This window comes from Gimesia algae (assembly GCF_007746795.1).
In the GTDB taxonomy this organism is placed as follows: Bacteria; Planctomycetota; Planctomycetia; order Planctomycetales; family Planctomycetaceae; genus Gimesia; species Gimesia algae.
Map to the genome: position 1 here is coordinate 2,065,242 of NZ_CP036343.1, position 26,115 is coordinate 2,091,356.

Sequence of the window (26,115 nt, forward strand, 5' to 3'; positions counted from 1 at the left end):
AATCAAACGCCTGATTGTTTTCTACTACCGATCGTGTCAGCCTAAGGTTTACTACGATGACGTTTCAATGGAAAACTATTCGTGTTTTCATTTCTTCTACCTTTCGCGATATGCAGGCAGAACGCGACCATCTGGTCAAGTATGTCTTTCCCGCATTACGAGCGAGGCTGGAACCGCATCGCATCCGCCTAATTGAAATCGATCTGCGGTGGGGACTCACCAAAGAGCAGGCAGAAAGTGATCAGGTCCTTGACCTCTGCTTACAACAGATTGACCATTGTCGACCTTATTTCATCGGTCTACTGGGAGAGCGATACGGTTGGGTTCCCAGGTCACTCCCCTCCGAGGCGACCGCGAAATATGAATGGCTCAAGGAACGTGAATCTCATTCCATTACAGAACTGGAAGTCTTGCACGGTGTTCTCAACCACCCCGAAATGGACCGGCACAGTCTGTTTTATTTCCGGGATGCGACACCGATAAAAACAATACCATCCGACCAGCAGTCCCTGTTACTGGAGATGGCCAGCCAGAACGAGATCGAAGAGTTAGGCGAAGCTGCGGCACATGAACTGGTACAGCAAAGACGAGACCGCCTGAATACCCTGAAGCAGAGTATAAAGAATTCGGGTCGTACGATAGTAACAGGTTATCATTGGCAATACGAAGGGATGAAAATCAGATGGAGTGCAGCACAACTGCTTCTGGAAGATAACGATCGCGAACAACTTCGTGCCCTCGCTGAAGATGGAATGATCGACCCTGGTGAATATGCTTCACTCAAAGAATCGTCACCCCATTTGCAAAGATTCGTGGATCAATACGGTACAATCGCACTCAGCGGACTCGAGAGCTTTGGACGTCAGGTTTACGAGCAGTTCTGGGACCTGCTCTGTACCGACCCTCAGTTTGAAGGGCTCGCTGCAGCCGATGCTGAATCGCGTGGTGAAATCGCGACTCATGCCGAACCCGAGCAATATTCGATTCCGGAATTAAAGTCATTGTTGAAAGAATGGTCTCGATCTGCAGGCTTTGAGCAACTTGATCAGATTCTCGCTCTGGATGACCAGCAGTTTGCCGTCAACTGGATGTTGCTGTCAAATCATCCGCAACTGAAAGAGTGGATGGAGATGTTTAAACTGTGGATCTCCCGCCGCCAGAGCGTAAATTCAGAATCTCTCGAAGATTTGTCACAGTTAAATACGGAACAGGAATATCATCAGCGATTTATCGAATCTCGTTTACGGGTCTACGTAAAACGGAGAGAGGCAGAACGAAAGATTTTTGACTATCTGAATCATCCAGGTCAGGCACCGCTGGTTATTGTAGGTGACGCGGGAAGTGGAAAGTCGGCCATCATGGCCAAGGTGTGTCAGGTGATGTCCTGGCTGGCAAACCGGTCCTCACGCTTTTTTGTGATCGGACATTTTATTGGTGTCAGCCCCGACTCTACATCGGTTGATGGTCTTCTACGTCGTATTCTGCTCGAAATTTCAGCGCAGTGCGATCTCAGGCTGACGCTCGAAACGGAGACTTCCGCACTGGCCGATCAATTCAGGCAGGTACTGAAAGAGCTCCCCCCTGAAAGGCATCTGGTTCTGTTTCTCGATGCGCTGGATCAACTTGACGCATCACATCACGCATTGGATCTGCATTGGCTTCCCGTTCAGTTTCCGGAGAATGTGACTCTCGTAATGAGCTGCCTACCCGATAATTTCCGAGGAGCCGAAGAAAGCTCGCAGGTCAGAAGTGCATTAAATTTGCGTGACCATCGATTACTGGACCTCCGCGACTTTGTACTCACCAGCCAGGATTGCAGAAAAATCATTGAAGAAGTTCCCTCACTTGCTGCCAAGAGCCTGGATTCAGAGCAGATCGAATTACTCCTGACTAATCCGGCAACCCGTAACCCTCTTTATCTGATGGTAGCACTGGAAGAACTGCGCGGGTTCGGTTCATTTGAATTATTACGACCTCGTATTCAACTCTTTGAACAGGCAGACGATCCCACAAAACTGCTTTCTCAATTGATTACGTGGTTGAGTTATGATTTTGATAAATCACTGGTATCCGACGTTCTCTGTGGGATTGCTGTCTCTCGAATCGGGTTGAGTGAATCTGAATTGCATGAATTAGTCGTCCTGGATTTGCCTGCAGAAACTGAAGAAAACATGATTCAGAAAGAGTCGAGACAAAAAGAGATTGCCTCATTACTGCGACATCTGCGGACCTATCTTCAGAATCGAGGTGCCTTACTGGATTTCTATCATAGAAGTGTATTGCGTGCTGTTCGAAAAACTTTACTCACAGAAGAAGTCATACATGAGATGCATCGAAAACTGGCACGACTGTTCGATTTCCGCGAGACCCATCCGGACAGTGAAGGACGTGTTGCACCATTGCGATCGCAAACAGAACTGCTTTTTCACCTGGAGGCCTCTGAACAATGGGATCAGGTTCAAAATATATTGATGGAGTTGGACCTGGTGCAACCCAAAGCGATCAGCTCAAACTGGCGACAACTCGTCGATGAATTTTATCTGGCACTGCGGAACGCACCCCTTAAATCTGCACGAATATTGACCAGATGGCTTTCCCGCCTGACGATTGAGAACCGTGCCTTTCACTCGATCTGTCGTGATACCTTTATTCAACTTGCAGTGCATCATCCAGATCGTTTTCAAGAAGTGGTAGATCAACTGGATATGGGCAATCCAGACATCCGTCAGCCGCTCCTGGAATGTAGCGCGTTACAGATCGGTGCAGGAAACGGTAAGACGGCAGTCGTCATTTTAGAGGGAATGTTGTCAGCACTTGGTGAATCACCAGTGGATCAGAAAACTAAAGGCAGTATTTTTCAGCAACTGGCAGTCGCCTTCAGTGGCATGGGACATGAGAAGTTGCCTGAAGCGGAACGCGAAGCGCGTGCAGGCCTTAACCTGGCAATAGAAATCGACGATCAACTCCAGATCCCCATCGCGCAGACAACGCTCATCGAGATTTTGAGTCGGCAGGGAAAGTTTGAAGAAGCAAAGTCGATTGCCTGGACCGTGATTCAGGAAAATCAAGACGGAGCCATGCAACGCATTGTTCCACGAGCCTGCCTCTACCTGTCGACCGCGCTGCGTACTCTCAGAGAATTTGAAGGTTATGAAGAAATGATGACAGATGGGATGATGATTGGGAGTAAACTGGGACAAACTGAAGAATATGTCAGGTTGGTCGAGGAGTTATCCAGCTATCATTCCGAGCAGGGAAATATCAAGCAGAGCATTTCACTCCTGGAAGAAGCGATTGCCCTCCCCGTCACCAAATTCCAACCAAATACACGCTTGATGCTCATGCAACGCCTGGCATCCCGGTTGCTTCAAAACGGGAATTTTGAACGGGCGCGCCTGATTCTTGAAGAAGGACTTACCATTGCCACGCAACCAGTCTTACGGGCTTCCTTCCTGACGACCTGGATCACATATCACTGTGGCCTAAATCAGTTCGAAGAAGCCTGGAACTATGCAAATGAAGCGGAAGACGCCGCCCGCCTTTCACCCAATCGATTTCATAGTGTGGAAGTACTTCAACAAAAGATCCATATCTGTTATCTCGCACAATGGTTCGAGCGGCTGAGTGACGTTGCGAAACTATCTGAAACCGTGCTCCGTCAGTTGAAACAGGACGGTCTGGCTCATACTCCTGAATTCGAACGGTCTAAGAACCTGCTGGTCCAGGAACAGGTTCAAGTGGCTATCAAGGTCCTTGCCGCGGGTCCCCGCCATTCAAATCCTGACGCGCTGAATCATCTCTGGGATTTGTGCACAGAATTCGACATCCCTTCTGACCTGGCAGGCATGATCGCTGCGTTACAGGCGATCACCTATATCAATCTTGCCAATGAAGCAGAGGGGCGAATCTGGCTGGATCGAGCCAGCAAATTGAAACAATCCCTGGCACAGAATGAAGTCAGCGCCGATTTCCTGTTGATCCAGGCAGGTGCACAAAGCAGATTGGGTAATCACACGGAAATCGAAGTTGCCGTTGCACAGATGCTGAAAACGATTGAGACTGATCCTCATATACCCACCGTTGAATTGAAGCTCGCTTACATTCAATCACTCAGCGAACTGGCTAACAGTCTGGAAATATGGTCAGCCGTTGCTTCACTCTGCCAGAATTGGCTCTCAATTCAAGAGAAAAACGAAGAATGGGGGAATTCCCAAAAAGGATCGATGCTTTACACTTTTGCTGAAACCCAGCGACTGCGAGGCGCAACGGACTCCGCTTTGGATCTGATCCAGCAGTATATTGATAGCGTACTCAACTCATATGGCATCGACTCTCCCCATTTAATTCTGCCTTACTATCGCCTGGGTCAGATTCTGTCAGATAAAGGACAATTGGAAGCAGCTTACGAAAGTCTCTCACAAGGCCTTGCCCTTGCCCGCGTCAATGCTCAGAACGCTGATGATGCACAGGTTGCAACGGGAGAATGCTATCTCACATTGTTCGCCTGCAAATTGAATCGACTGGACGAGGCAAGAGAAACAGGAGAACGAATATTAAAAGATGACATACGATTATTTGGCCCTGATAATATCAATACTGCGATGAGCCAGTTCAATATGGCGCTGGTTGAAAAAGCAGAAGGACATCTTGAACAGGCAGAGATACTGCTGCGTCAGGCATTGAATGTGTTACAAAATAACCTGGCCGGCGACAATCCCAGGATTGGCGAGTGTCAGTCAAACCTGGCTCACATCTTATTACAGAAAGGGGAAACCGATCAGGCACGCTCACTCTTGTACGAAGCCCTCGACAATCAACGACATCGACTCCTGCCTGCGCACCCTGCACTGCAACAATCGGAAGAATGGTTAGCGAGCATCAACTCTGGCTGACTGGTATGCCTGTTTTCAGAACGCCTGTTCTGTTAGAGCGCATCACATTTAAGCAGAGCGTCTCTCAATCTATTAGACTCGGCCCGAATGACTCTGGAGACGCTGCAGTAAAACGAGACACAGTTCAATCTGTCTTCAATTGTTTGCCCGGAATCAGGCTGGCAGTTCCAGTCCACGAAACTGCAGCGAAATACACCATTCCAGATTTTCAGTCGACATGACAGATTCTGCTAGCTCGACGCATGTAAACAGTTCTTTGAAATCTGCTACTTTCTCCATCTGTAAGGCAATTCGTGCCAGGGCATTGGCCATTTCCTCTGATCGGCTGGCAACACGTTCCCTTTCCCGCAACAGATTGATAGCATGGGTCGCCGCTCCCCAGGCAGGCAAAATGATAGCCAGAGTGGTACTGAGTGGTGCAATCAGCCCCCAGGCTGAAGGTGGAGTGCCTTCCACATGATGTCCAATACCGGACATATGAATAACAGCCATAACCATCGTTGTCAGAAAGAGAATCAGGCCGCTACGGTGAACCCAGTGAAGTACTCTCTTCTTCTTTCTGGCGTTCTTCAGATGCCAGTCGATCTGGTTCTGTAGCCAGTGATGAATCAGAAATTGTTTCAGTACCGGGAATTCAATATCAGATTCCGAGATCGAATGGATTTGTTTCAGAATCTTCTGATGAGCCAGTTCCACCCAGTTCGGCGGACCGCTATAGAAGGAAAGTGGATTCGTCCGATCATATTCGGTCGATTCTGCATTACTCGATTTAACGGAAGGCAGTAGACTGGTGAAACATGAGATACGGATTCGTTCTGCCAGATGACGATCGTGTAGCCATTTTTCATGCCAGGCATGCTTTCTGCTGATACGGAGCAACAGAACCGCCAGCAGCATCGCCAGTATTTCAAACAGGATCAACCAGAGCTGGTGCGGAAAATACATGACCTGCACGACAGCAATCGTCACCGCAAACGCGGAGAGTGAATACAGGCCGACAGCTCCTGTGACATACAGGCTTTGATATCGAATCGCCAGTTGATCTGCGCGGGCATAGTAAGAAAGCTGGGGTTCCATCACAGACGCGAAGGCCACAGGTGAGAGATTCACTTTTGTAGTATCCGCTAAGAGTTCATGCTGAAGCTCCGTCCGAATCTGACGGCATTTTGAAGTATTACAGGCCGCATCTCGATTGTAGGAAGACAGCTGATGGAAGTTCAATGAAAGTTGTTTCGCAGTGGCGGGGATCGGCGCCAGCCAGGAACCGGGTAAAGGCCCCGCCTGTGCGTGATCTGACTGCTGGTCTGTAATTAACAGGGGCGCAGCCGCTGGTTGTTCGGAGTGGATCCACAGGACGATTTTATTTCGTTCCAGTGCATATTGCACGACCTCGGCAGTACCACCGGTTCCGCGGGCCGCTTTGCCATCCCAGACAGTGATCAGAATTTCGCAATCATTCACCACACGCTTACCTGCCGTCAGATAACCTCTATTGCGAACATCCTGATTTTCGGAAACCTGGGGATCATTGATCAGTGTGACAACCCTGGTCTGATCGGAATTCAAAAAACTCTGAAACTCCTGCAGATCTTCCGGTTCCGTAAAGTCTTTTGAATATTCTTCAACAGGAAACGGGAGCAGAGCCTCCAGGATGGCACCCGGTCGGCTCAATACGGCCTCCGCCACTCTCCGATCCGCCCCACTGGCCAGCGATGAAACCACAATCCACTCCAGTGGAGTTTGAGATTCAACGGAAATCTGTTCAGGAGAAACAGGCAGCGATCGCCAGACGACTTTCACACACCGTGAAAGCCATAAATCGATTTTATCGCCCCATGATCTGGTCGATCCACACTTACCATTGGGAAATTCCGTCGCATGTTCGCAGGTAAATTGAATGTGATTTAATAAGTTATCGATTGCTTCTGTTACGCCTTCGGGATCAGGTAAATGACGATGCCCGGTCACACCAACGCGAAGCTCATAAGGAATAGAAGGTGATTTCATAAACAGGCTGACTCATGGAATGGATTTAATATCAGATTGAGATTCGAATTGACGGGAGTGAGAGAACAGATTATCCCACTGCGTTCAGTTTTACAACTGCGTATCCAGCCCGGGAAAGAATCCGGGGAATGTCTTTCACCAGATCACGGTCACTCTCCCGAATGGAATCGGGGACATCCCTCCAGGGAACCAGATAAGGATTTCGACGCGGGTTCTCGGGAGTTTCTTCTCCCAGTTCGAAGCCATCTGCCAGTTTAGCTTCCATCCAGATTTCATGTTCCAATTCAGCCAGTTGCTCCAGATCGGCTCCAGGGAATTGCAGAGCAGGTTCGTTACTGCGCGCCGGCAGCATGACATAACCAGCCAATGCCAGCTTTCTTGGAATGGATCGCACGCTCACTCGGTTAGCTTCTTTAAACTGCTCCGGGAGTTCTGCATAAGGAATCAGCAAAGGATGGATTTTCTCCGCATCATTTCGCGTTGAACCATAAACCCAGCCATCACGTTCTTTTCCTTCCCGAAAAACTTCATGTGCCGCTTCAGACAGTGTTTCCAACAGTTCTCCATTCAAATCAATCTGCTGTACCAGCGCCAGAAATTCCCGGCCCTCGACATGCAAGTCCAGTTGTGCCTCGGCTGGCAGAGATGATCTTGCGTACTTTTTCTGATGCGAGAGATTGCTCATGGTAACAATCGATTCAATCGACCGAATTCCGTGTTTAAATTTCCTGGTCTGAATAAACGCCCGTAAGACACCAGGATCAATATTCAGACTTTTACTTCCCTGGAACTCATTGAACAGGAGTGGTGAATTACGCTCAAATATAGACCTCAGCAAAATCGCTCTGCGGATTTTAAAATAGGGATCGTCTCCTGAAGTCTGCCCCTGCTGATTCGGTCCCATGACATTCAAAAATCCTTTCAGGCGGCTGGTAAAATCGGGCAGTTTAACCGATTTGCGTTCGGAATCATCCGAGTCAAGCTGAGTCTCAAACTGAGACATCTGCTCGCTGGTGCCACCAGCAAATACAAAAATACAGCGTCCTACCGGATGCGTGATCTGGCCATCCTGAAAGGAACCATCTTGCATAGGGGCTAAGAAATATCTTAACCAGCCAAGTGGCTTTCCATCTAATGTTGAATCAAATTCGTCCCAGAACACGAGCGGAAGTTTACCCCGCAGTCCCACATCACGCACCTGATGTAAAGCTCCGTGTAAATCATGTGGATCGTCAAACTGAGAAATGTTAAATGTTAGAACTTCGATCTGCCCCGGTCGAATCGATTTCGCAACCTGCTCGACTCCAAAAGACTTTCCTGATCCTGGTGGACCAAACACAGCCAGAGAGAGCGGTTTCTTCTGCGATTGAGAACAGTACTCTCCCATCAGATTCTGGATACTTCGTAACGCCTCAAATTCAGTGCGATCAACGGTCGTTAATCCCCCGATTTTTCCGATCGGGACCCCCTTCAGGGCAGACTTAAGACCTTTCAATACAATTTGCTCAGCAACCTGGTCGAGATTTCCGCTGTATTGATCTTCCAGAATCGTCCACCTCCTCCGAGAAGTTGTTCTCACTTGAGCTCCCGTCTGGGGGAGTGTAAGCACCGGATTCTGTATTTCTGCAACAACCAGAAGAGATTGCGTCGTTTCCAGTTCTAGCACAACAGACTCAAATGGGAATGCCAGCTCAGCTTCTCTGTTATCTGAGTAGGTTCCATACCCCTCCTGAAACAACTTGCGCATGCCGGCCACACCAGATTGTATTCCCTGGCCAAGATCCGGAGCTTCCGGATGGAGCATCAGTTGTCTCACGATGGCGGCAGTCAGCGTGGTGTTATTTCCTATGACATTCCCCTGGTCGGGCTTGACCCAGCTCCCCTCAAGAATTTCAGGTTCAAAAAACAGCTTACCCTGAAGAACGCCGGTTTCGTCACGTGAAAGCAGGATTGCTCCATCCGCTCCAAACGAAACAATCGTATGTGCGCAGCGAGATAAACCATTGATTTGTGGATTGTGCGTGAGTTCCCAGACCACGTCCTGTGCTGTTCTTTCCCAAGAGAGCTGTCTGCTGATCTGCACATCAGAACGACGCAGATCCATTGCATTCATCACGACGATCAATCGATCTGCATAGTGTTTCGTCAAGTAATTCCATAATTCTCCTTGTGCAACCGGCTTGACATCTTTTAGAACAATCCAGGGGGCTCCGTTTTGATTTTTTATGACAGCAGGCCAGTTGTCAGAGGAACTGCGGAAGCCCAGGTTTGTGTCGTCAATTACAACGATGGAACAATCCGAGCCATCCCCTGTGAGTTCCTGGTTGTTTGAGACTGCTGAACCTGACTGTTTCTCATTCAGATCCAGCCCCAGAAATTCCTTGACCCGCCATACTTTTCCGACATGGCCTGAAGTCTTTCCCGGATTCTGGTCTGGATCAAAGAGTGACCACATGGCATAGGAGTGATGAAAGGACCTGTCTGTTTTAGAGATGTCCGCGAGAGGAGCGCTGCTCTGAAGAATTTCGTGACGGGTACCTGCCTGCTGCGAAAGACGATCGTTGACTGACTCAATCAGATCAGCCAGAAGTGCAGCTCCTCCCCGGTGACAGGAAACACGGGTCTGTTGGTCTGCAGTCCACTGAAAAGAAGATTCATCACCTCCCGGGATGTGGGCGATTTGCCAGTCCAGCGTTACATCACCGGCGACAAGAATTCGTTTGGATATCGATGTATCGCTCAAAATGCTCTCCACAATCAGGGGGAAGATATCCCGCAGGAATTTGACTATCTAAGAGAACGACGCGTGGAAGGGCACACAGCAGGCCCAAGGGGATATCCTATCAATTCAGCAAACGGTTTACCACTACTTGAGCCGTACCCCTTCGGCAGTCCTCAGCCAACTTTGGCTGAGCCAGAGCGGCAACGAAAGATGCGGCGATACGCCTTAAACATGTTTTGCAACAACGAATCAATAACGAGTCTGGTCCACCAGCTCTCAACATCGGGCACGACGAGTCACCAGGATACCAGTTTCAGTTCACCACCTTGCTTCCTCTCGACGGGTTCTGAAGCTTCCCGAGGCAGCTTTCTTCTAGAGCGCATCACATTTAACCAGAGCGTCTCTCAATCTATTCTACTCGGCCTGAATGACTCTGGAGACGCTGCAGTAAAACGAGACACAGTCTAATCTAAAGAGCTTGATACGGTTCGGCTGCTGTCAGTAACTTTTTAAGACAGTTGCCCTCTGTTTTAAACCCGTGGAACCGCTTCGCCTGCTTCTCCTTAAGATGGATCCTATCGTACTCGTCTTCTCAATAATTCAATACTTGAGAGAATTATCTTGACAGACAAACAAAGTGTTACTCTAATAACATGTGTTAATGAAGTAACACTTCAAGTTATTATTCTCTTTATTACGGTTCCAGTATCTCAACAGGATAGCAGATGGCAAAACCAGTGTATTTGAATCTGGGAGCCCGGGAGCGTCAGATCATGGATGCCGTTCATGAACTGGGTGAAGCTTCCGTTGCCGAGGTCCATGAAAAATTAACCGATGCCCCCAGTTACACCACCGTGCGCACGATGATGCGGGTGCTGCAGGAAAAGGGACATCTCAAATTTCGCCGCGAGGGGGTCAAATACATTTACCGCCCGACTGAAGCTCCCGCGAAAGCTCGCAAATCGGCGATGCAGCATCTACTGAAAACGTTTTTTAGCAGCTCGACCGGTGACGCCGTCGCTGCCCTTCTTGATATGTCGGGTGACAAGATGTCTCCGGAGGAATACGAACGTCTGGCAAATCTGATTGAAGAAGCACGCCATAACAAAAAGAAATAACAGGTGCACCATGCGAAATGCTCTACTGTCACTGCCCGGCCTGGAAAACGGATTTGCCCTCGATCTCGCCGTCAAATCCACGTTATTAGCGGCACTGGCCGCGGGACTGGTCTTACTTCTGAGCCGTTCTTCCGCCGCACTCCGGCATCGTGTCTGGACGCTGTTCTTTCTGACGCTGCTGATCTTACCGCTGGTTACGTTCTTCGCGCCGGCATGGAACTGGCGTGTCATTCCCCGAGCCTGGCAAGCCGAAACAATCACCGCCCCGGTTTCTCCGACTCCGCCCGTTGTCACTTCTGCACCAGCGTTCTCAGAAAACAGACTGACTCCCCCAATAATAGCGACTGACGTCACGAGAACCGCGGATCAAAACGAACTCGCAATTCAGTCTCAACCGATTCCACCCGTTATCAATACGAAAACGAACCAGGCTGTAAAAGCAGCGTCTGTTCCCATCCACACTTCCAATCAACCGGCAGCATTCGACTGGTCAATGCATACTCTCACGCTAATCTGGCTGAGTGGCATCCTGCTGACCTTACTACCGCTGGTGACTGGACTTTTGGGAAACTGGCGACTGCGTAAACAGAGCCGTCGTCTGAATGACGCTGACTGGCAGCAGACGATGACGGCATTGAGTGACCGCCTCGGTTTACAGCGTCCCGTGACGCTGTTATCAGGCGGCCCGCACCAGATGCCGATCACGTTTGGTCTGTGGAATCCATGCGTTGTGCTGCCCGACGATGCCACAAACTGGGATGAGGAGCGGCGTCAGGTGGTTCTGTTGCACGAACTCGCGCACGTCAAACGCTTGGATGTTCCCCTGCAGATGATCGCCCGCCTCGGCTGTGCGCTGTTCTGGTTTCATCCGCTCGTCTGGTGGTCGGCACATCAGATGCGTCTCGAACGCGAACACGCCTGCGACGACTGCGTCTTGCTGGCAGGTCAGGAACCCTCCGTCTATGCCTCGCAACTGTTGGAGATCGCCCATCAACTATCGAATCAATCTCGTTTCACGACAGCAGCGCTCTGCATGGCTCGAAAATCCCAACTGGAAGGCAGACTGCTGGCGGTTCTCGATACCCAACGCAGCCGCGCACAAGTCGGCCTGCTCCGCACACTGAGCTGTCTGCTGTTGGCACTGCTGTTGGTCACCACGCTGGGCATCGTGCATCCCACACTGCAGGTGGAAACCTTATTAACGGCGGCGGAAAAAGAACCAGCGCCTACTACTCCCACATCAGAATCGGAACAGTATAAACTAATGCGAATCACCGGTACTGTCCTTTCGCCCGACGGAAAACCGCAATCGGGTGCCCACATCGATCTGTTTTCTGATCAGCGCGGTACCAACTGGCATCGCAGCATTCCGGGAGTTGATGACTTCGAATCCTATCAGACGAAAACCGACCAGGTCGGCTGGTTTCAGATTGTGCTACCACACGATATTTCCCGTCCGCGCAAATATATGCAGATCATCGCCAGTGTCGCAGGTGGGCTGCTGGCGAAAAAAACCGTTGACCCACATCTGCTGCATCACCATTGCGATCTCAAACTTTCCTCTGCCAAAAAAATACGCGTACAATTGATTGACACGGTTGGTAACCCGGTGGTCGGAATCGAACCCTACCTGAGTGGCATGATGCTGGGCAAAGATAATTATATCAATATTCGCCATCCCAAGCCGGATTCGCTAGTCTCCGCGTGGCCTCGCTTTTCTAAAAGCGACAACGAAGGCTACATCGAAACCATGCTCCCGGCTTCGACGACCTTATTTGGCCTCTTGATTGATGACAAACAGGTTGGCGCGCACGCAATCAATGTGAATGTGTCTGATAAGCCAGTCAGCGTCGCCCTCAAGCCAGCACAATTTCTTAGCGGGAAGGTCATTGATGAGAAAACCGATCAACCCATTGCCGGGGCAGAAGTCATGATCCTCGAAAAACCTTATCGGATAGTTCGAACCAACGCGGACGGTAGCTTTCGAATCGCACGTGGAACAGCCCTCAACACCCTGTTTCCTTCGGGAGAAACGATCATAAATGTGTATCCTCCCTCGGAATCGGCTTATCTGTTCCATGCACTGGAATGGAAATGGCCCAACAACAGGCTCAGTGATGCCGACTTAACGATTAAAATGAAGACAGGTATTCTGCTAACAGGCAGAGTCACTGAAACAGAGACGGGCAAGCCAGTTCCCAAAGTGACTCTTTTTTTTGAATCTCAGGAATACAATAATCCGCTATTTGATAGTACCTCGGAGTGCCGTTTTTTTGGCGCCGATATGAAATATACAACCGATGCAGCAGGTCGGTTTCAAATGCCGGTCTGGCCCGGTCCTGGACGCTTAATCGTTACAGCACCCACGCTCGATTATGTGCATCAAGAGGACAGCATGGGAGACAAGTACTACGGCAAACCGGGGCTGCAGCGTGAATACTACGACGCAGTCACTCGACTGAATTTCAAGCCAAACGAACATCCAAAACCGCTGGAGATCGAATTGGAGCGTGGCTTCACGCTCCGTCAAATGATCGTTCGCCCGGATGGTCAGCCAGCAAGTGGAAAAGTGTTTGCCCGTTCTTATCTGCCCTTTAAAAATGATATCGATGCAAGCTTGCCCGAAATGCTACTTCAAGACGGGCAACTTGAACTTCCCGGTTTCCATCCCCAAAAATCGATGCCGCTCTTTTTTCTCGATTTAGAACATCACTGTGGAAAAATCGTCACTGAGTTCTATCCAGAAGACGCCCCCATTCAATTAGAGAAATGCGGCACGGCCACGTTTCAATTTGAAGATAATAACGGGAAGCCGCTGGTGGGGCATGAACCATTATTAATAATTATCGTAACGCCGGGGGTGACGAATACTGCCATGATCGAGCCTGAGCAACCACTGTGGTTTGAGCATATGTTCTGGCAGAACATTTTGCGACCAGATCGAATTTCGAAAACAGATGCCGAAGGACGTGTGACAGTCAATGACCTGATCCCCGGTGCCACGTACCAGTTACAGTTAATCAAAAAAGGACGTTGGGCAAGCGGGTACGAATTCACCGTTCGCCCCGGCGAAACCACCGATGTGGGAAAAGTTGTGCTGGAACTGCAGTAAGCCATGAACTATAAATGAGTTTGTGACGTTCCCGATTGAAGAGGTAGAGAGATGCAGTCAGACGCTGAGCATTGGGCGCCTTATGTGCCGACATCTGCTGACCCGTGGACTCTGGAAAAGGTGGCCCATCTGCACCGCCGCGCCGGCTTTGCAGCGAACTGGGAAGAACTGCACCGCGATCTCAAAGCGGGCCCCGCGGAAAGCATCGACAGGTTACTGCATCCGCCACCCGCACCCCAGAAATTCGTACGGGTGGCTGACGCGCTCAAAAACATTATTGAGTCTTCCGGTGACAGTTTTATGACGGCGGAAAGTTTATCTCCCCTGCAGGCCTGGTGGTTATTTCGAATGACTTTCGGCAGTGACCCGCTGGGAGAAAAACTGACATTGTTCTGGCACAACCACTTCGCAACCTCAATCTCGGGCGTCTATAACCTGAAACTGATGCTGGATCAGAATGAGCTCTTTCGCAAACACGCACGCGGCAAATTTGGGGATTTGCTACTGGCGATCGAAGCCAATCCGGCAATGTTGAAGTGGCTCGATGGAGGCGCCAACCAAAAAGAACACCCCAACGAAAACTTCGCGCGGGAACTGCTCGAACTCTTCACGCTCGGAGAAGGACATTATAGCGAGGACGACATCCGCGAAGCGGCCCGTAGTCTGACTGGCTGGAAACCGGGTCGGGACAGCCTGCTGAACGAGACCAACGAATTTTTCTACGACGAAACTCTTGTCGACACCAGTCCTAAGACATTTCTGGGACAAACGGGCTCCTGGCGGCGCGATGATATTTTCCGCATCATTCTTCAGCAACCCGAAGCCGCCAGATACCTCTGCCGCCGCCTTTATCGCTGGTTCGTCAGCGAGAGCACAATTCCCGATGATACCCTGATCGAACCGCTGGCCATTCAGATGCGCGCCAGCAATTATTCCATCGAACATGTAGTCGGCATTATTCTGCGCTCTCAGCACTTCTTCTCACCTGCCGCCTGTTGGCAGCGGGTTAAGTCGCCTGTCGAATTCTGCGTCGGCACCATTCGCCAACTGGAACCGAAGCGAATTCCCAACCTGTTACCGCTGGCGGCTCTCAACTGTGATCAGCAGGGACAAATTCTATTTAACCCTCCCAGTGTCAAAGGCTGGGAAGGGGGAACGGCCTGGCTCAATACCAACTGTACCCTGACCAGAATGAACTGGGCCGCGGAACTGCTAAACGGTAATCCAGACTCAGGCTTACCAACATATGATCCCAAACACTGGCTTAGAGAACATTCCATTGAACCCTCACAGGCAATCAAATCATTTTTCGAGTTACTTCTGCAAAACAGCCTCAACCAGGAATCAGCGGTCCTCGTAAAACGTCTGGCTGACAAAGGTCCGTCGCAACTGCGTGCTGCCCTGCAGGTTCTATTACAAACACCGGAATTCCAGTTAGCATAGGAGACGATCATGAGCTATAGCCGTCGAGAATTCCTGGGACTGGGTTCCACACTGCTCGCCACCAGCGCCGCGGTTCCTGCGTTCCTGAAGCAAACTGCCTGGGCTGCGGCGGGAAAAGAACCGACGTCAGACCGTGTGCTGGTCGTCCTGCAATTGACGGGCGGCAATGATGGACTGAATACCGTGGTCCCGTTCACAGACGAAAACTATCGCAGGCTGCGTCCCAAGTTACAACTGGCCGACGCCAAACTGCATCGTTTGAACGATAGGGTTGGCCTGCATCCCTCTTTGAAGGGATTAAAAGAACTGATGGATGAAGAGCAGGCGGCCATCATCCAAAGTGTCGGTTACCCGAACCCCAACCGCTCGCATTTCGAATCGATGGCGATCTGGCAGACGGCTCCCAGCGATCAGAAGTTGAGTTACCAAAAGAGCGTGTACGCGCGAGAAGGCTGGCTGGCCCGCACGATTAATCAGCGTGCGACAGTCGCACAACAGACAGCATCGGCGCAGGCATTAAATATCGGCCTCGACGAAATGCCCCAGGCATTGTTCGGCAGCCGCGTACAGGTGCCCTCGATTAAAAATCTCGCGCAGCTCAAACAGAACACTGGTCTCTTCGATCAAAAAACACTGCAGGCTCAAATCGCTGCCTGGAAAAACAGAACCGGTTCCACTTCAAACCCGCTTCTGAAAGCAGCCCTGCAAAGTTCGCTCGCCGTACATACGACGGCTGAGCAGATCCGAAAAATCAATCCTGACCAATCCACGACGGTCAAGTATCCCGACACTCCTCTGGCAGAACTGCTCCGGCTGGTGTCCCAACTGATTCATGCCGGATTTTCCACACCCATTTATTACACCGAGCACACGGGCTTCGATACGCATTCGCAACAACTCAATTCTCACCGCAATGTATTAAGCGACTTGGGACGATCCCTTAAGGCGTTCCTCTCTGATGTCAGCAAGCAAACCCCGAATCGGCCGGTGCTGGTTCTGGTCTTCTCGGAATTCGGACGACGTGTCGAAGAAAACGCCAGCGCAGGCACCGATCATGGCACCGCAGGCCCTGTGATCCTGGCTGGCAGTAACCTCAAGCCGGGAGTACACGGCTCCGCTCCTGATCTCGAAAACCTGGTCGACGGTGATCCTGTGTTCGGCGTCGACTTCCGCAGCGTCTACGCCACCATTCTGGAAAACTGGCTGAACGTTCCCAGCCAACCCGTCCTCGGCCAGCAATTCGAGAAGCTCGATATTCTAAAGACGACGTGACCCACATTGGTAGACTTTTATCTACCACGAAACACACAAAATAGACTGTCTCCGTTTTTACTGTAGCAACTCCAAGGCCATTTGGACCGAGTATCATAGATTGAGAGACGCTATGGTTAAATGTGATGCACTTGAGCGAATGAATAGAAAATCGAACTCACCAACCGATTCTATGAAGCCATGGTGATGTTCGTGCTTTGGATCCGTTACCGCACTTGAAATTCCCCGGACAGGTCTCCGAGGATGTTAAAATGACCACACTCTCTAAAAGTGTAGTTTATCATGCTTGGTCCAGAAATCAGTTACAGGTATATGCCGAGATCCTGACCAGTTTCGGTTTGCCGTCTAAACTATCAAAATAGGCAGTAGAAGATGCAGACACATCAAAAAGTGTAGCACCAAACATCGCTGTGCAAAACCCATTGAGGGGGATCGTCGCCTGTACTCTGACTGCGAGCAGGTTTCCAGTCGTTCCTGCATTGAATTCATAAACGGAACCACTGGAGGTTAAGTTGCCAAGGATAATATTACCCGCACATGTCTCGTTTTCATTTGGCGAATTTCCGGAATCGTAGTTTGAGGTAAGAGGCACAGGTACCCCTAAAACGGTGTTGGCCGCGGCATAATCGATGCCGACTTCGCGAGGAATTTCCGTCGAATAATTACTGAGATTACGCATTGTATTCCACTCGCTCACAGTAGCTAATGCAGCAGAGTCAAGCGCATCATTCAACTCAACCTGGGCTTCCCACAATGTTGCCAGTTCCAGGACTACACAGAAAAATGTCAGAAAAAATGACCCCCAGATCACCAGCCAGAGAATTGCAATTCCACGCCGATTCTTCTGAGTTCGGTTTTGCTTTGTATCAATTCGTTTCATGAAATAGTTCAACCGGAAACTAACGCTGGTTACATCCAATACAAACAAGCTGACAGCCGGGTTGCCTTAAAGAATTTAGTTACTGCCTCTTGGATTCACGAAGTAATCCATTCACACAAAAGGCAAAGTCATGATTTACAGGATGCTGAGAAACAACATCACAAAAGTGTTCCTGTCATTTTTCCGTTTCTAAAAAATGCACTTTTCAGGATATTAAAGTTATTACTATCTTTTTTTAATCAGAAAATGAATTTGATTTTCATTTGCTGCTCCGCATATCAACAGCCACGCTCTTTTAGTTTTTCAAGTGAAAGACAGCAAGACAATCCAGAAGAAATCGCAATATTTCGCTTCTGGTTCTAAGGTACAATGGTCAGATCGCGAATCCCCGGCCCATAGCTGGGGCCGGTGCCAGTAGAAGGTCCCGAAAACTCAGTTCGGTCTCCAGTTGTCGGGTCAATCGCAATGATCGACTGAAGTGCGTTATCAGATACGAGGATTGTCCCGTCATCCTGTTCGGCAATCCCCTGTGGTGACACAATGGGTGAACCACTCCCCTTGGCTATTCCAGAGATCTGTATTCGACTGACTGTGGTCACATTGACAGAAATAATATTGAGATTGCCGACAATCAGCAAATTATCAGACATGTCAAAAATAGCGTCTGTAGGATTACCCATCCTCTGTGTGACAGGTGTTGAGATCATATCCTCGGTGACAAGAGTACGGTTACCAGTGATGCTGTCGACTTGATACACCCCAGCAAAAGAGGCTTTCCCCACGACATAGATCCCCCCTGTGGAATTGACAGCAACAGTATCTCCCGTGGACCAGACGGGGCCGACCCCCACCGTTGAGCTGGAAAGCACCGTCCGATCACCAGTCGCTGGATTGATACGAATTAAACCAAACGGGTTAGTCAACGCCAGCAGTGTCCCCGAGGGTTCCAGGGCCAATCCAGTGATATTCAACAATGACGCCCCACTGCCAACGGGTGTACCTGGATGGGAAGAGGAAAGAATCGTCCGATCCCCCGTGGCAGGATCAACGGCAACAATCGACTGCTGATAGAGGTCCGAGTAAATAATCTGCTGATTAGTGGCATCCCAGAGAATATCCGTCGGCCCCAATGGAGTTGTTCCTGTTCCCGTACTGGAACTCGACGTAATCGAACGATTCGCAGTATCCGGGTCGACAAGTGAAATGGAAGCAGGACCAGGTGGGATGCTGCTGGCAACATAAACATTCCCGACATAATCCTGAGTTTGTGGCTCCCTATACGGCCAGGTTGTCGTTTGTGAGATTCTTTTACCCGAGAGTGAAAATCCTAAAGTCGCCAGGAGATCAGGCGCCAACTGATCCATTTCTACACAAACAGTGACACGAACAGCAGCAAGATTGGTCCCGGAAGGCATGTCAGGTGTAGCAGGAGTGGGACAATCACAGGGACCTGTCGTTTGAACAGGGTTGCCTGCGGAAGCCACATTGTGCTGCAGGATGACACGGCAGTAACCGGAAATATCACCTGTCTGCAATACCCGCTCTACTCGGCTTGCCACATCTCCCACTGAGGAAGGAAGGGCCGTTATTGACTGTTGAGCCGCCAGGCGGGCTCCTTCACGGCTGGCGAATTCAACCTGCTTCATCTGAGACAGTAACACACCAAACTCAACCATTGCTAATACACATATCAACAGGATCGGCAGAGTGAGAATCAGCTCGACAGTGATCACACCTCTTGGTTGTCTTTTTTTATTTGTCAGCTGGTCATTTTTCATTTTATCCTGCCTGAGATTCTGAATGTCTGCATCATTTTCAGTCCCATTTGCAATTTCCATTTCGACTGAAGATCAACCTGAAGTGCCTTAACATCCATTCATGAAACTAACCAACTGGTTACAACTTTTGGCACACACTAAAACGTTCAAAAGCCCAGATGCCTGACAGGCATCTGGGCAACCAGATTTTTCCCTCTGGGAAATATCAAATCAAAGCCATGATCCCTGCTGGATCTGCAAAGACGTCATCAATTTTTGCTGTTTCTGCTCCATTCCCTTCCAGACTCAGATTGGAAATGCTGCCTGATACTCCCTCTGATGCGAAAGCCAGAAATACCGGGAACAAAGAACTGTCATTCAAGCCAGGTGGAGGATTTCCGACATCAACCGTCACAGTATTTCCGGAATTCAGAGTCAGGGCCCCTGTCACAGTCAGGCTGTCAAAGACATTGCCCGGAGCGATCAGGTCGAAGATCAGTTCACCAGACGACGCGACTACCAGATCGCCTGTGATAAATCCCACACCAAAAAAGTCCAGTGATCCGAACAACGTCATCGTGGAAGCCTGAGCGATAAATACTCCAGAGGTGACATCTCCGAGATTCATATTTCCGGAGGCAGTCAGAGAAACCATTCCAAATTCCGAAACAATTTCACCTGTATAAATCAGGTTGCCACTATTTGCCGCCATTGTGATGGAAGCACTCCCTGAAACGGTGGACGCTGCTGAGCCATTGATTGCATCAGCTTCAACGTAAACCAGAGACGCTGTCACATCATTATTCCCCAGATTGATAGTGCCACCGTGGATACTAGTGACAGAGAAATTCCCCGCATTCAGATCACCATTCAGTGTCAGGTGGCGACCTCCCGCGGTAGAGATGAATCCATCATTGGTCGTGGCCGACTTCAAGTTGATGTCATGACTACCAGTGCCAGCCTGGAGATTGATACCCGCGAATAAACCGGTCGAAATGAGATCTGTACCTGACAGACTCAAATATCCTGTGTGATTTACGTTAATTCCATAACCAAACTTATTTCCGCTAACAGTAATATCCCTGTTGTTAGCCATAGTCAGATTGATACCATTCGACTCAAATGCACCTGCGGTCACATTGCCATTCAGCATCACACTACCGCCGGTATGATTCAGGTCTACCAGTCCCGTACCCGTACCAATGTTCGAATTGGCGAGAAAATTCCGTCCGCTGGTTGAGATAAAATCACCATTACTCGTCGTCACCGATCGCACGGAAACATCGCTGTTTCCGGTACCACCCACGATTTCAATACTGGCACCTGTGGTACTGGAAACCAGGTCAGTACCTGCCATGCTGATGGTGCCGGTATGATTGATGTCAATCGCTTCACCGCTGCCCAGAACTCCCGAAGTAATAATATCCCGTGTGTTGGCAACCGTCAGATGGATGCCGTCAGACTGGAACGTGCTCGCAGTCACATTGCCATTCAGCATCACACTACCGCCGGTATGATTCAGGTCTACCAGTCCCGTACCCGTATAGATGTTCGAGTTGGCGATGAAATTCCTGCCACCTGTCGAAATGAAGTCTCCCCCATCAGTGGTCACCGATCTCACTGACGTATCGTGATTGCCAGTTCCAGCAACAATCGTAATCGAGGCATCGTCCGTACTGTTTTCAGCCGAAAGGTCTGAACCACCGGCGCTGATTACTCCTGATTGATTGAACGCAATGTTACCATTCGTCGCAGTGATATCTCTACCGCCATTTACATTGAGATTCCCCCCGCTGGTTGTAACGGAAGCTGCGGTCAGACCAGTCTGCACATTTATGGTTTCGGCAGTTAAATCAATACCCGCTGTTCCCAGATCAAGATTGGCACCGTTTACAGTAATGGTATCCGTACCTGAGCCGCCATTGATTACCAGCAGGTCCGTTGGCGTGCTGAAAACAGTCTCTTCAATCGTAGATCCAGTCAGACGCGTGGTAGCGCCATCCACTCGCGAGAGGACAGCCGAATCATTTCCTCCCAGGAGGTTAAAGGTTTTGACGGCTGCAGTGGTAGTATCTGTAATGGGATCAAGTCCCAGGAAATTGACGAGTGAAGTGACAGCACCTGCAACAAATTCAATATTACCATCATTAGCATTGTCGTAATTGTAAGTAAGCGAATCAAAAGTGCCGCCCTCCAGGATCAGAGAGTCACTGCCTGCGCCTCCCAGTCCGTCGAAGGTCACCCCGTCTATCGGGATCGGATTACCTGCATCAGCGCCAACACCTGGTATGACAGGAAGACCACCATCAAAATCTATTGTGAGTGAATCGCTAGTCCCCTCGGCACCGGTGATAATGACCTCGCTGGTGGCAAAGTAGGCGCGACGGGCAATTTCTACTCCACCACGATACAGAGTGATTTCATCATCATTAGTGCTGGGAGTTCCCTGATCTTCGAGTTGCAGAACATAATCTCCGGCACCACTGACGATGATCGGCAGCAGAGGCGCCCCGGTCAGTCTGAGGATTTCACTGGAACCGGCTGGCAGAATGTCATATACAAACGCGGTATCATCCCCATTGGCATCCTGGCTGCTGTTAATGATCAATCCGGAAGTGATGACATCACCATGAATGGCTTTAATCACATCAAATTGATCAAACGGTGCCGTATCAACGAGATCGATGGCAGAGGTATCGACCGTCAGTACAGAGCCGCTCGAAAAATCGATATTACCGGAAGCAGTTGAGAACAAAACCGGGCCAAAATTGGGGCTGACGAGATGCAGTGCGATATTCAGGTTACCGCCGGCTGTATTGAGTTGACCGCCGATCGTCGTTTGTTTGTGGTCAAACGACGCCTCTCCGCCGAAGGTCCGGATGTCATCATAGGTCCCGGTTGTGAGATTTCCACTGCCGTTACCGGAAGTGAAATCGCCGCCTCCCGTGCTCACGTCACTTTGCAGAGTGACCTGACCATGATTCCAGGAAATATTCCCACCTGCTGTATTGACGGCGCCACCAATCGAGAGATCCGTTCCTGCAGAAGTGAAACCACCACCATCTGTGGTCACGCTGCCTGTAACATTAACTGAGCCCGCAGAATCAAGTGTAATCGCAGCTGTCCCGCCGCCGTTCTGTGCATCCAGCAGACCACGCACGTCGATCTTGCCAGTCGATGTCTTAATATTGATATCACCGTTCGAGACGCGAATATCATCATACGTCCCTGTGGAAAGGGTAGTCCCCTTGGTGGCGATGAAAGAACCGCCGGTCACATCACCATTCAGCGAGATCGCTCCCGTATGATCGTCCAGATCCACGGCACCAGCAATAACATAAATCGCTCCCCCCACAGACAGGTTTGTTCCAGAAGAAGTGAAACCGCCACCATCGGTCGTCACTCTGCCTGTAACATTAACTGAGCCCGCAGAATCAAGTGTAATCGCAGCTGTCCCGCCGCCGTTTTGAGCATCCAGCAGACCACGTACGTCGATCTTGCCAGTCGATGTCTTAATATTGATATCACCGTTCGAGACGCGAATATCATCATACGTCCCTGTGGAAAGGGTAGTCCCCTTGGTGGCGATAAAAGAACCGCCGGTCACATCACCATTCAGCGAGATCGCTCCCGTATGATCGTCCAGATCCACGGCACCAGCAATAACATAAATTGCTCCCCCCACAGACAGGTTCGTTCCAGAAGAAGTGAAACCACCTCCATCGGTCGTCACATTGCCTGTAACATTAACTGAGCCCGCAGAATCAAGTGTAATCGCAGCTGTCCCGCCACCGTTTTGAGCATTCAGATGACCACGCACGTCAATCTTGCCAGCAATAGTAGTGATGTTGATATTACCTGCCGTGGCATAAATATCATCGTAATTTCCCGTGGAAAGAGTATTCCCAGTAGATGTAAAAGAATCCACGATTACATCATTATTGAGAGTCACGGTCTCGGCATCAATGATTAAATCAAGATCCACAGAATAGATATTACCCGTCAGGAACTGATCCAATCCCCCTCCCCCATTTATCGTCAGTGAACCGGTGGGGTTGGTGAAAGTGGTATTCTCGAAACTACTCCCGCTCAGACTGGAGGTGGACCCGTTATCGGTCAGCGTAGCCACATCTCCCCCCTCGGTGAGATTAAAGACCGCGTTGGTGGTCGTACCAGTATTTGTAATGGGCTCCAGACCGACATAATTGATGCTCGAGCCATCCAGGCTGACGCTGCCATCGTGGGCATTCTCATAGTTATAGATTGTGTCGGTGTGGCTGCCGTGGGAAATCAGTAGTTCATCGGAACCACTGCCTCCTAAACCATTGAAGAACACCTCATGGACGGGAATGGGATCACCGCCACTGAAATCGACCTCCAGCGAATCACTGGAATTCGTAGCCCCGATCACGCGCACTTCACTTGTGCGGTCCATTAGCTGACTGGCAATGAGATTTCCATCCCGGTAGATTTCGACCTCATCATCGGCCGTCCCCGCTCCGAAATCATTACGGACCACGCGGTAATTTCCCGCACCGCTGACCACCAGGGGAACCAGGACCGATTCAAAATTCTGGATGGTGATACCATCCAGGGCTGAACTCGGGCCATCAGTCCCAAACGTGTAGGGAGTGGTGCTGCTATACACTGTAAAAAAGTCGGCCAGGGCGGCCTGCACGGCGGCGTCCTGTGCCTCGACATCGCTCAAGGAAAGAAACAGCGTGTCATTTCCGTGGCCCCCATCGTAGGTCAGGGTATGACCGCGATCCAGAGATGCCGTCACCGTATCGTTGTTGTTATTAGAATAAATCAATAACGTGCTGGAAAACTGGACCTCTTCTAAATTGAGCGAATCATTTCCACCCGTCCCATAAATCCTGACCCCCGTCTTCCCGCCATCATCAATGACATCGACATCGTTATCAAATCCGTCCGCCAGACCGATAACAGTGTTGTCGCTCAGTGCCAGAATCGTCGCGGTCTGACCACCATTGTTTCCAGAAAACGAATCAGAGCTGTTGTTTGTTCCCGAGTAGAGGAAGGTCGCATCGGCAGCGCCAATGATGAACTGGTCATCCCCGTGACCGCCCTGATACCGTACGCCAGCTGAAATATCAGATGTGGTAATCGTGTCGTTGTTATTGCCACCATAGATCTGGAACGTGTCATCATAGTTCTTGAATTCCACGTCGGCAAAATTCAGAATGTCATTCCCACCCGTTCCATCCACGCGCACGTTGCTATGACCATCGACGTCGATCTCATCGACTTGCACGGCTCCATCGTTGAAGCCACTGGCCAGGCCGATAATCGTGTTATCGCTCAGGGCCAGAATCGTCGCGGTCTGACCACTGTCGTTCCCGGAAAACGAATCGGAGCTGTTATTCGTCCCTGAATAGAGGAAGGTCGCATCAGCATCACCAATGATGAACTGATCGTTTCCATGACCACCCTGATACCGCACACCCGCCGAAATGTTGGAGGTCGTAATCGTATCGCTATTATTACCACCGTAGACCTGGAACGTGTCGTCATAACCTGTAAATGTCACGTCAGAAAAGTTGAGAATGTCATTCCCATTTGTGCCATCCACCCGCACATTGCTCTTGCCATTCACGTCAATCACGTCCACACCGTTATTGAAGCCGCTGGCCAGGCCGATAATCGCGTTATCACTCAGGGCCAGAATCGTCGCGGTCTGACCACTGTCGTTCCCGGAAAACGAATCGGAGCTGTTATTCGTCCCTGAATAGAGGAAGGTCGCATCAGCATCGCCAATGATGAACTGATCGCTTCCATGACCACCCTGATACCGCACACCCGCCGAAATGTTGGAGGTCGTAATCGTATCGCTATTATTACCACCGTAGACCTGGAACGTGTCGTCATAACCTGTAAATGTCACGTCAGAGAAGTTGAGAATGTCATTCCCATTTGTGCCATCCACCCGCACGTTGCTCTTGCCATTCACGTCAATCACGTCCACACTGTTGTTGAAGACGCTGGACAGACCAATCACCGTGTTGTCACTGAGTGCCTGAATTGTCGCGGTCTGACCACTATCGTTCCCGGAAAACGAATCGGAGCTGTTATTCGTCCCTGAATAGAGGAAGGTCGCATCAGCATCACCAATGATGAACTGATCGTTTCCATGACCACCCTGATACCGTACGCCAGCTGAAATATCAGATGTGGTGATCGTGTCGCTATTATTACCACCATAGACCTGGAACGTGTCATCATAGTTCTTGAATTCCACGTCGGAGAAGTTGAGGATGTCATTGCTGTTCGTGCCATCCACGCGCACGTTGCTTCTGCCATTCACGTCAATCACGTCCACACTGTTGTTGAAGACGCTGGACAGACCAATCACCGTGTTGTCACTGAGTGCCTGAATTGTCGTCAACCCGGAGCCGCTTGCCGTAAAGGAATCCGAACTGTTGTTGGTACCTGAGTAGAGAAACGTGACATCAGCATCGCCAGTGATAAACTGGTCATTGCCATGCCCCCCTGTCAACTGGGCCGTAATGCTCAAGCCGTCCAGATCAGACAGATCAACGGTGTCCTGGTTATTGCCACCATTGATGGAGAGGCTGGTGATCGATGACACAAGGAGACTCCCCCCCCCAGATCCGTCGAGTAAGCGCTCCCATTCGTACTGAATTCCAGGAGGCCAGTGCCTGACTGTTCGCGCAGAGTCAAGCTGTCATCACCTGAAGACCCCTGAAATGTCACATCCGTTCCGGATAAAATTGAAACAAAAGTGAGTAGTGTACGATCTTCTAAAGATTCAACTGCCTGAGCCCTGCCAGGCAAGTAAGCCCGAGATTGAAATCGACGACGATATTTCTGACTTTTGGTGGGGATGCGGAATAAATTTTTCAGCCAGTTCGTCAGTAACATCTTGTTTTC

Annotated in this window: 10 protein-coding genes; 5 read left to right on the forward strand and 5 right to left on the reverse strand. The window is 50.1% G+C overall.

The features are described 5' to 3' along the window. Window positions 1-56 precede the first annotated feature (56 nt). Window positions 57-4,892, forward strand: coding sequence for a tetratricopeptide repeat protein (locus tag Pan161_RS07525; RefSeq protein ID WP_145225530.1), 4,836 nt, complete (start codon window positions 57-59; stop codon window positions 4,890-4,892). A gap of 153 nt (window positions 4,893-5,045) precedes the next feature. Here Pan161_RS07525 and Pan161_RS07530 read toward each other — a convergent pair whose 3' ends face one another. Both Pan161_RS07530 and Pan161_RS07535 read right to left on the reverse strand, forming a co-directional pair. Further along, window positions 5,046-6,899 (reverse strand): hypothetical protein, encoded by a 1,854-nt coding sequence (locus Pan161_RS07530; RefSeq protein WP_145225532.1) that lies wholly within the window; start codon window positions 6,897-6,899, stop codon window positions 5,046-5,048. Between the two features lie 70 nt (window positions 6,900-6,969). Further along, complete coding sequence (locus tag Pan161_RS07535) at window positions 6,970-9,642, reverse strand: RyR domain-containing protein (protein WP_145225534.1); 2,673 nt, start codon at window positions 9,640-9,642, stop codon at window positions 6,970-6,972. A gap of 704 nt (window positions 9,643-10,346) precedes the next feature. Between Pan161_RS07535 and Pan161_RS07540 the strand changes: the two genes are divergently transcribed. Genes Pan161_RS07540 through Pan161_RS07555 form a run of 4 tightly spaced genes read left to right on the forward strand, consistent with a single transcriptional unit; the run spans window position 10,347 to window position 16,566 of the window. After that, on the forward strand, window positions 10,347-10,739 hold the full coding sequence (locus Pan161_RS07540; protein WP_145225536.1) for a BlaI/MecI/CopY family transcriptional regulator: 393 nt from the start codon (window positions 10,347-10,349) through the stop codon (window positions 10,737-10,739). Window positions 10,740-10,749: 10 nt separating this feature from the next. After that, complete coding sequence (locus tag Pan161_RS07545) at window positions 10,750-13,851, forward strand: M56 family metallopeptidase (RefSeq protein ID WP_145225538.1); 3,102 nt, start codon at window positions 10,750-10,752, stop codon at window positions 13,849-13,851. Between the two features lie 51 nt (window positions 13,852-13,902). Then, complete coding sequence (locus Pan161_RS07550) at window positions 13,903-15,294, forward strand: DUF1800 domain-containing protein (RefSeq protein ID WP_145225540.1); 1,392 nt, start codon at window positions 13,903-13,905, stop codon at window positions 15,292-15,294. A 9-nt stretch (window positions 15,295-15,303) separates the two neighbouring features. Next, window positions 15,304-16,566: a DUF1501 domain-containing protein gene (locus Pan161_RS07555; RefSeq protein WP_145225542.1), complete on the forward strand. Its 1,263-nt coding sequence runs from the start codon at window positions 15,304-15,306 to the stop codon at window positions 16,564-16,566. Between the two features lie 298 nt (window positions 16,567-16,864). Here the strand turns inward: Pan161_RS07555 and Pan161_RS07560 are convergent, their stop codons facing one another. The 3 genes from Pan161_RS07560 to Pan161_RS07570 all read right to left on the reverse strand — a co-directional run bounded on the left by Pan161_RS07560 (window position 16,865) and on the right by Pan161_RS07570 (window position 25,813). Beyond that, window positions 16,865-17,446 carry a hypothetical protein gene (locus Pan161_RS07560; RefSeq protein ID WP_145225544.1) on the reverse strand — a complete coding sequence of 194 codons (582 nt, stop codon included), beginning with the start codon at window positions 17,444-17,446 and terminating at the stop codon, window positions 16,865-16,867. Between the two features lie 359 nt (window positions 17,447-17,805). Then, complete coding sequence (locus tag Pan161_RS07565; protein ID WP_197995751.1) at window positions 17,806-19,224, reverse strand: TadE/TadG family type IV pilus assembly protein; 1,419 nt, start codon at window positions 19,222-19,224, stop codon at window positions 17,806-17,808. 205 nt (window positions 19,225-19,429) lie between these two features. After that, window positions 19,430-25,813 (reverse strand): hypothetical protein, encoded by a 6,384-nt coding sequence (locus Pan161_RS07570; protein WP_145225548.1) that lies wholly within the window; start codon window positions 25,811-25,813, stop codon window positions 19,430-19,432. Window positions 25,814-26,115: the final 302 nt, after the last annotated feature.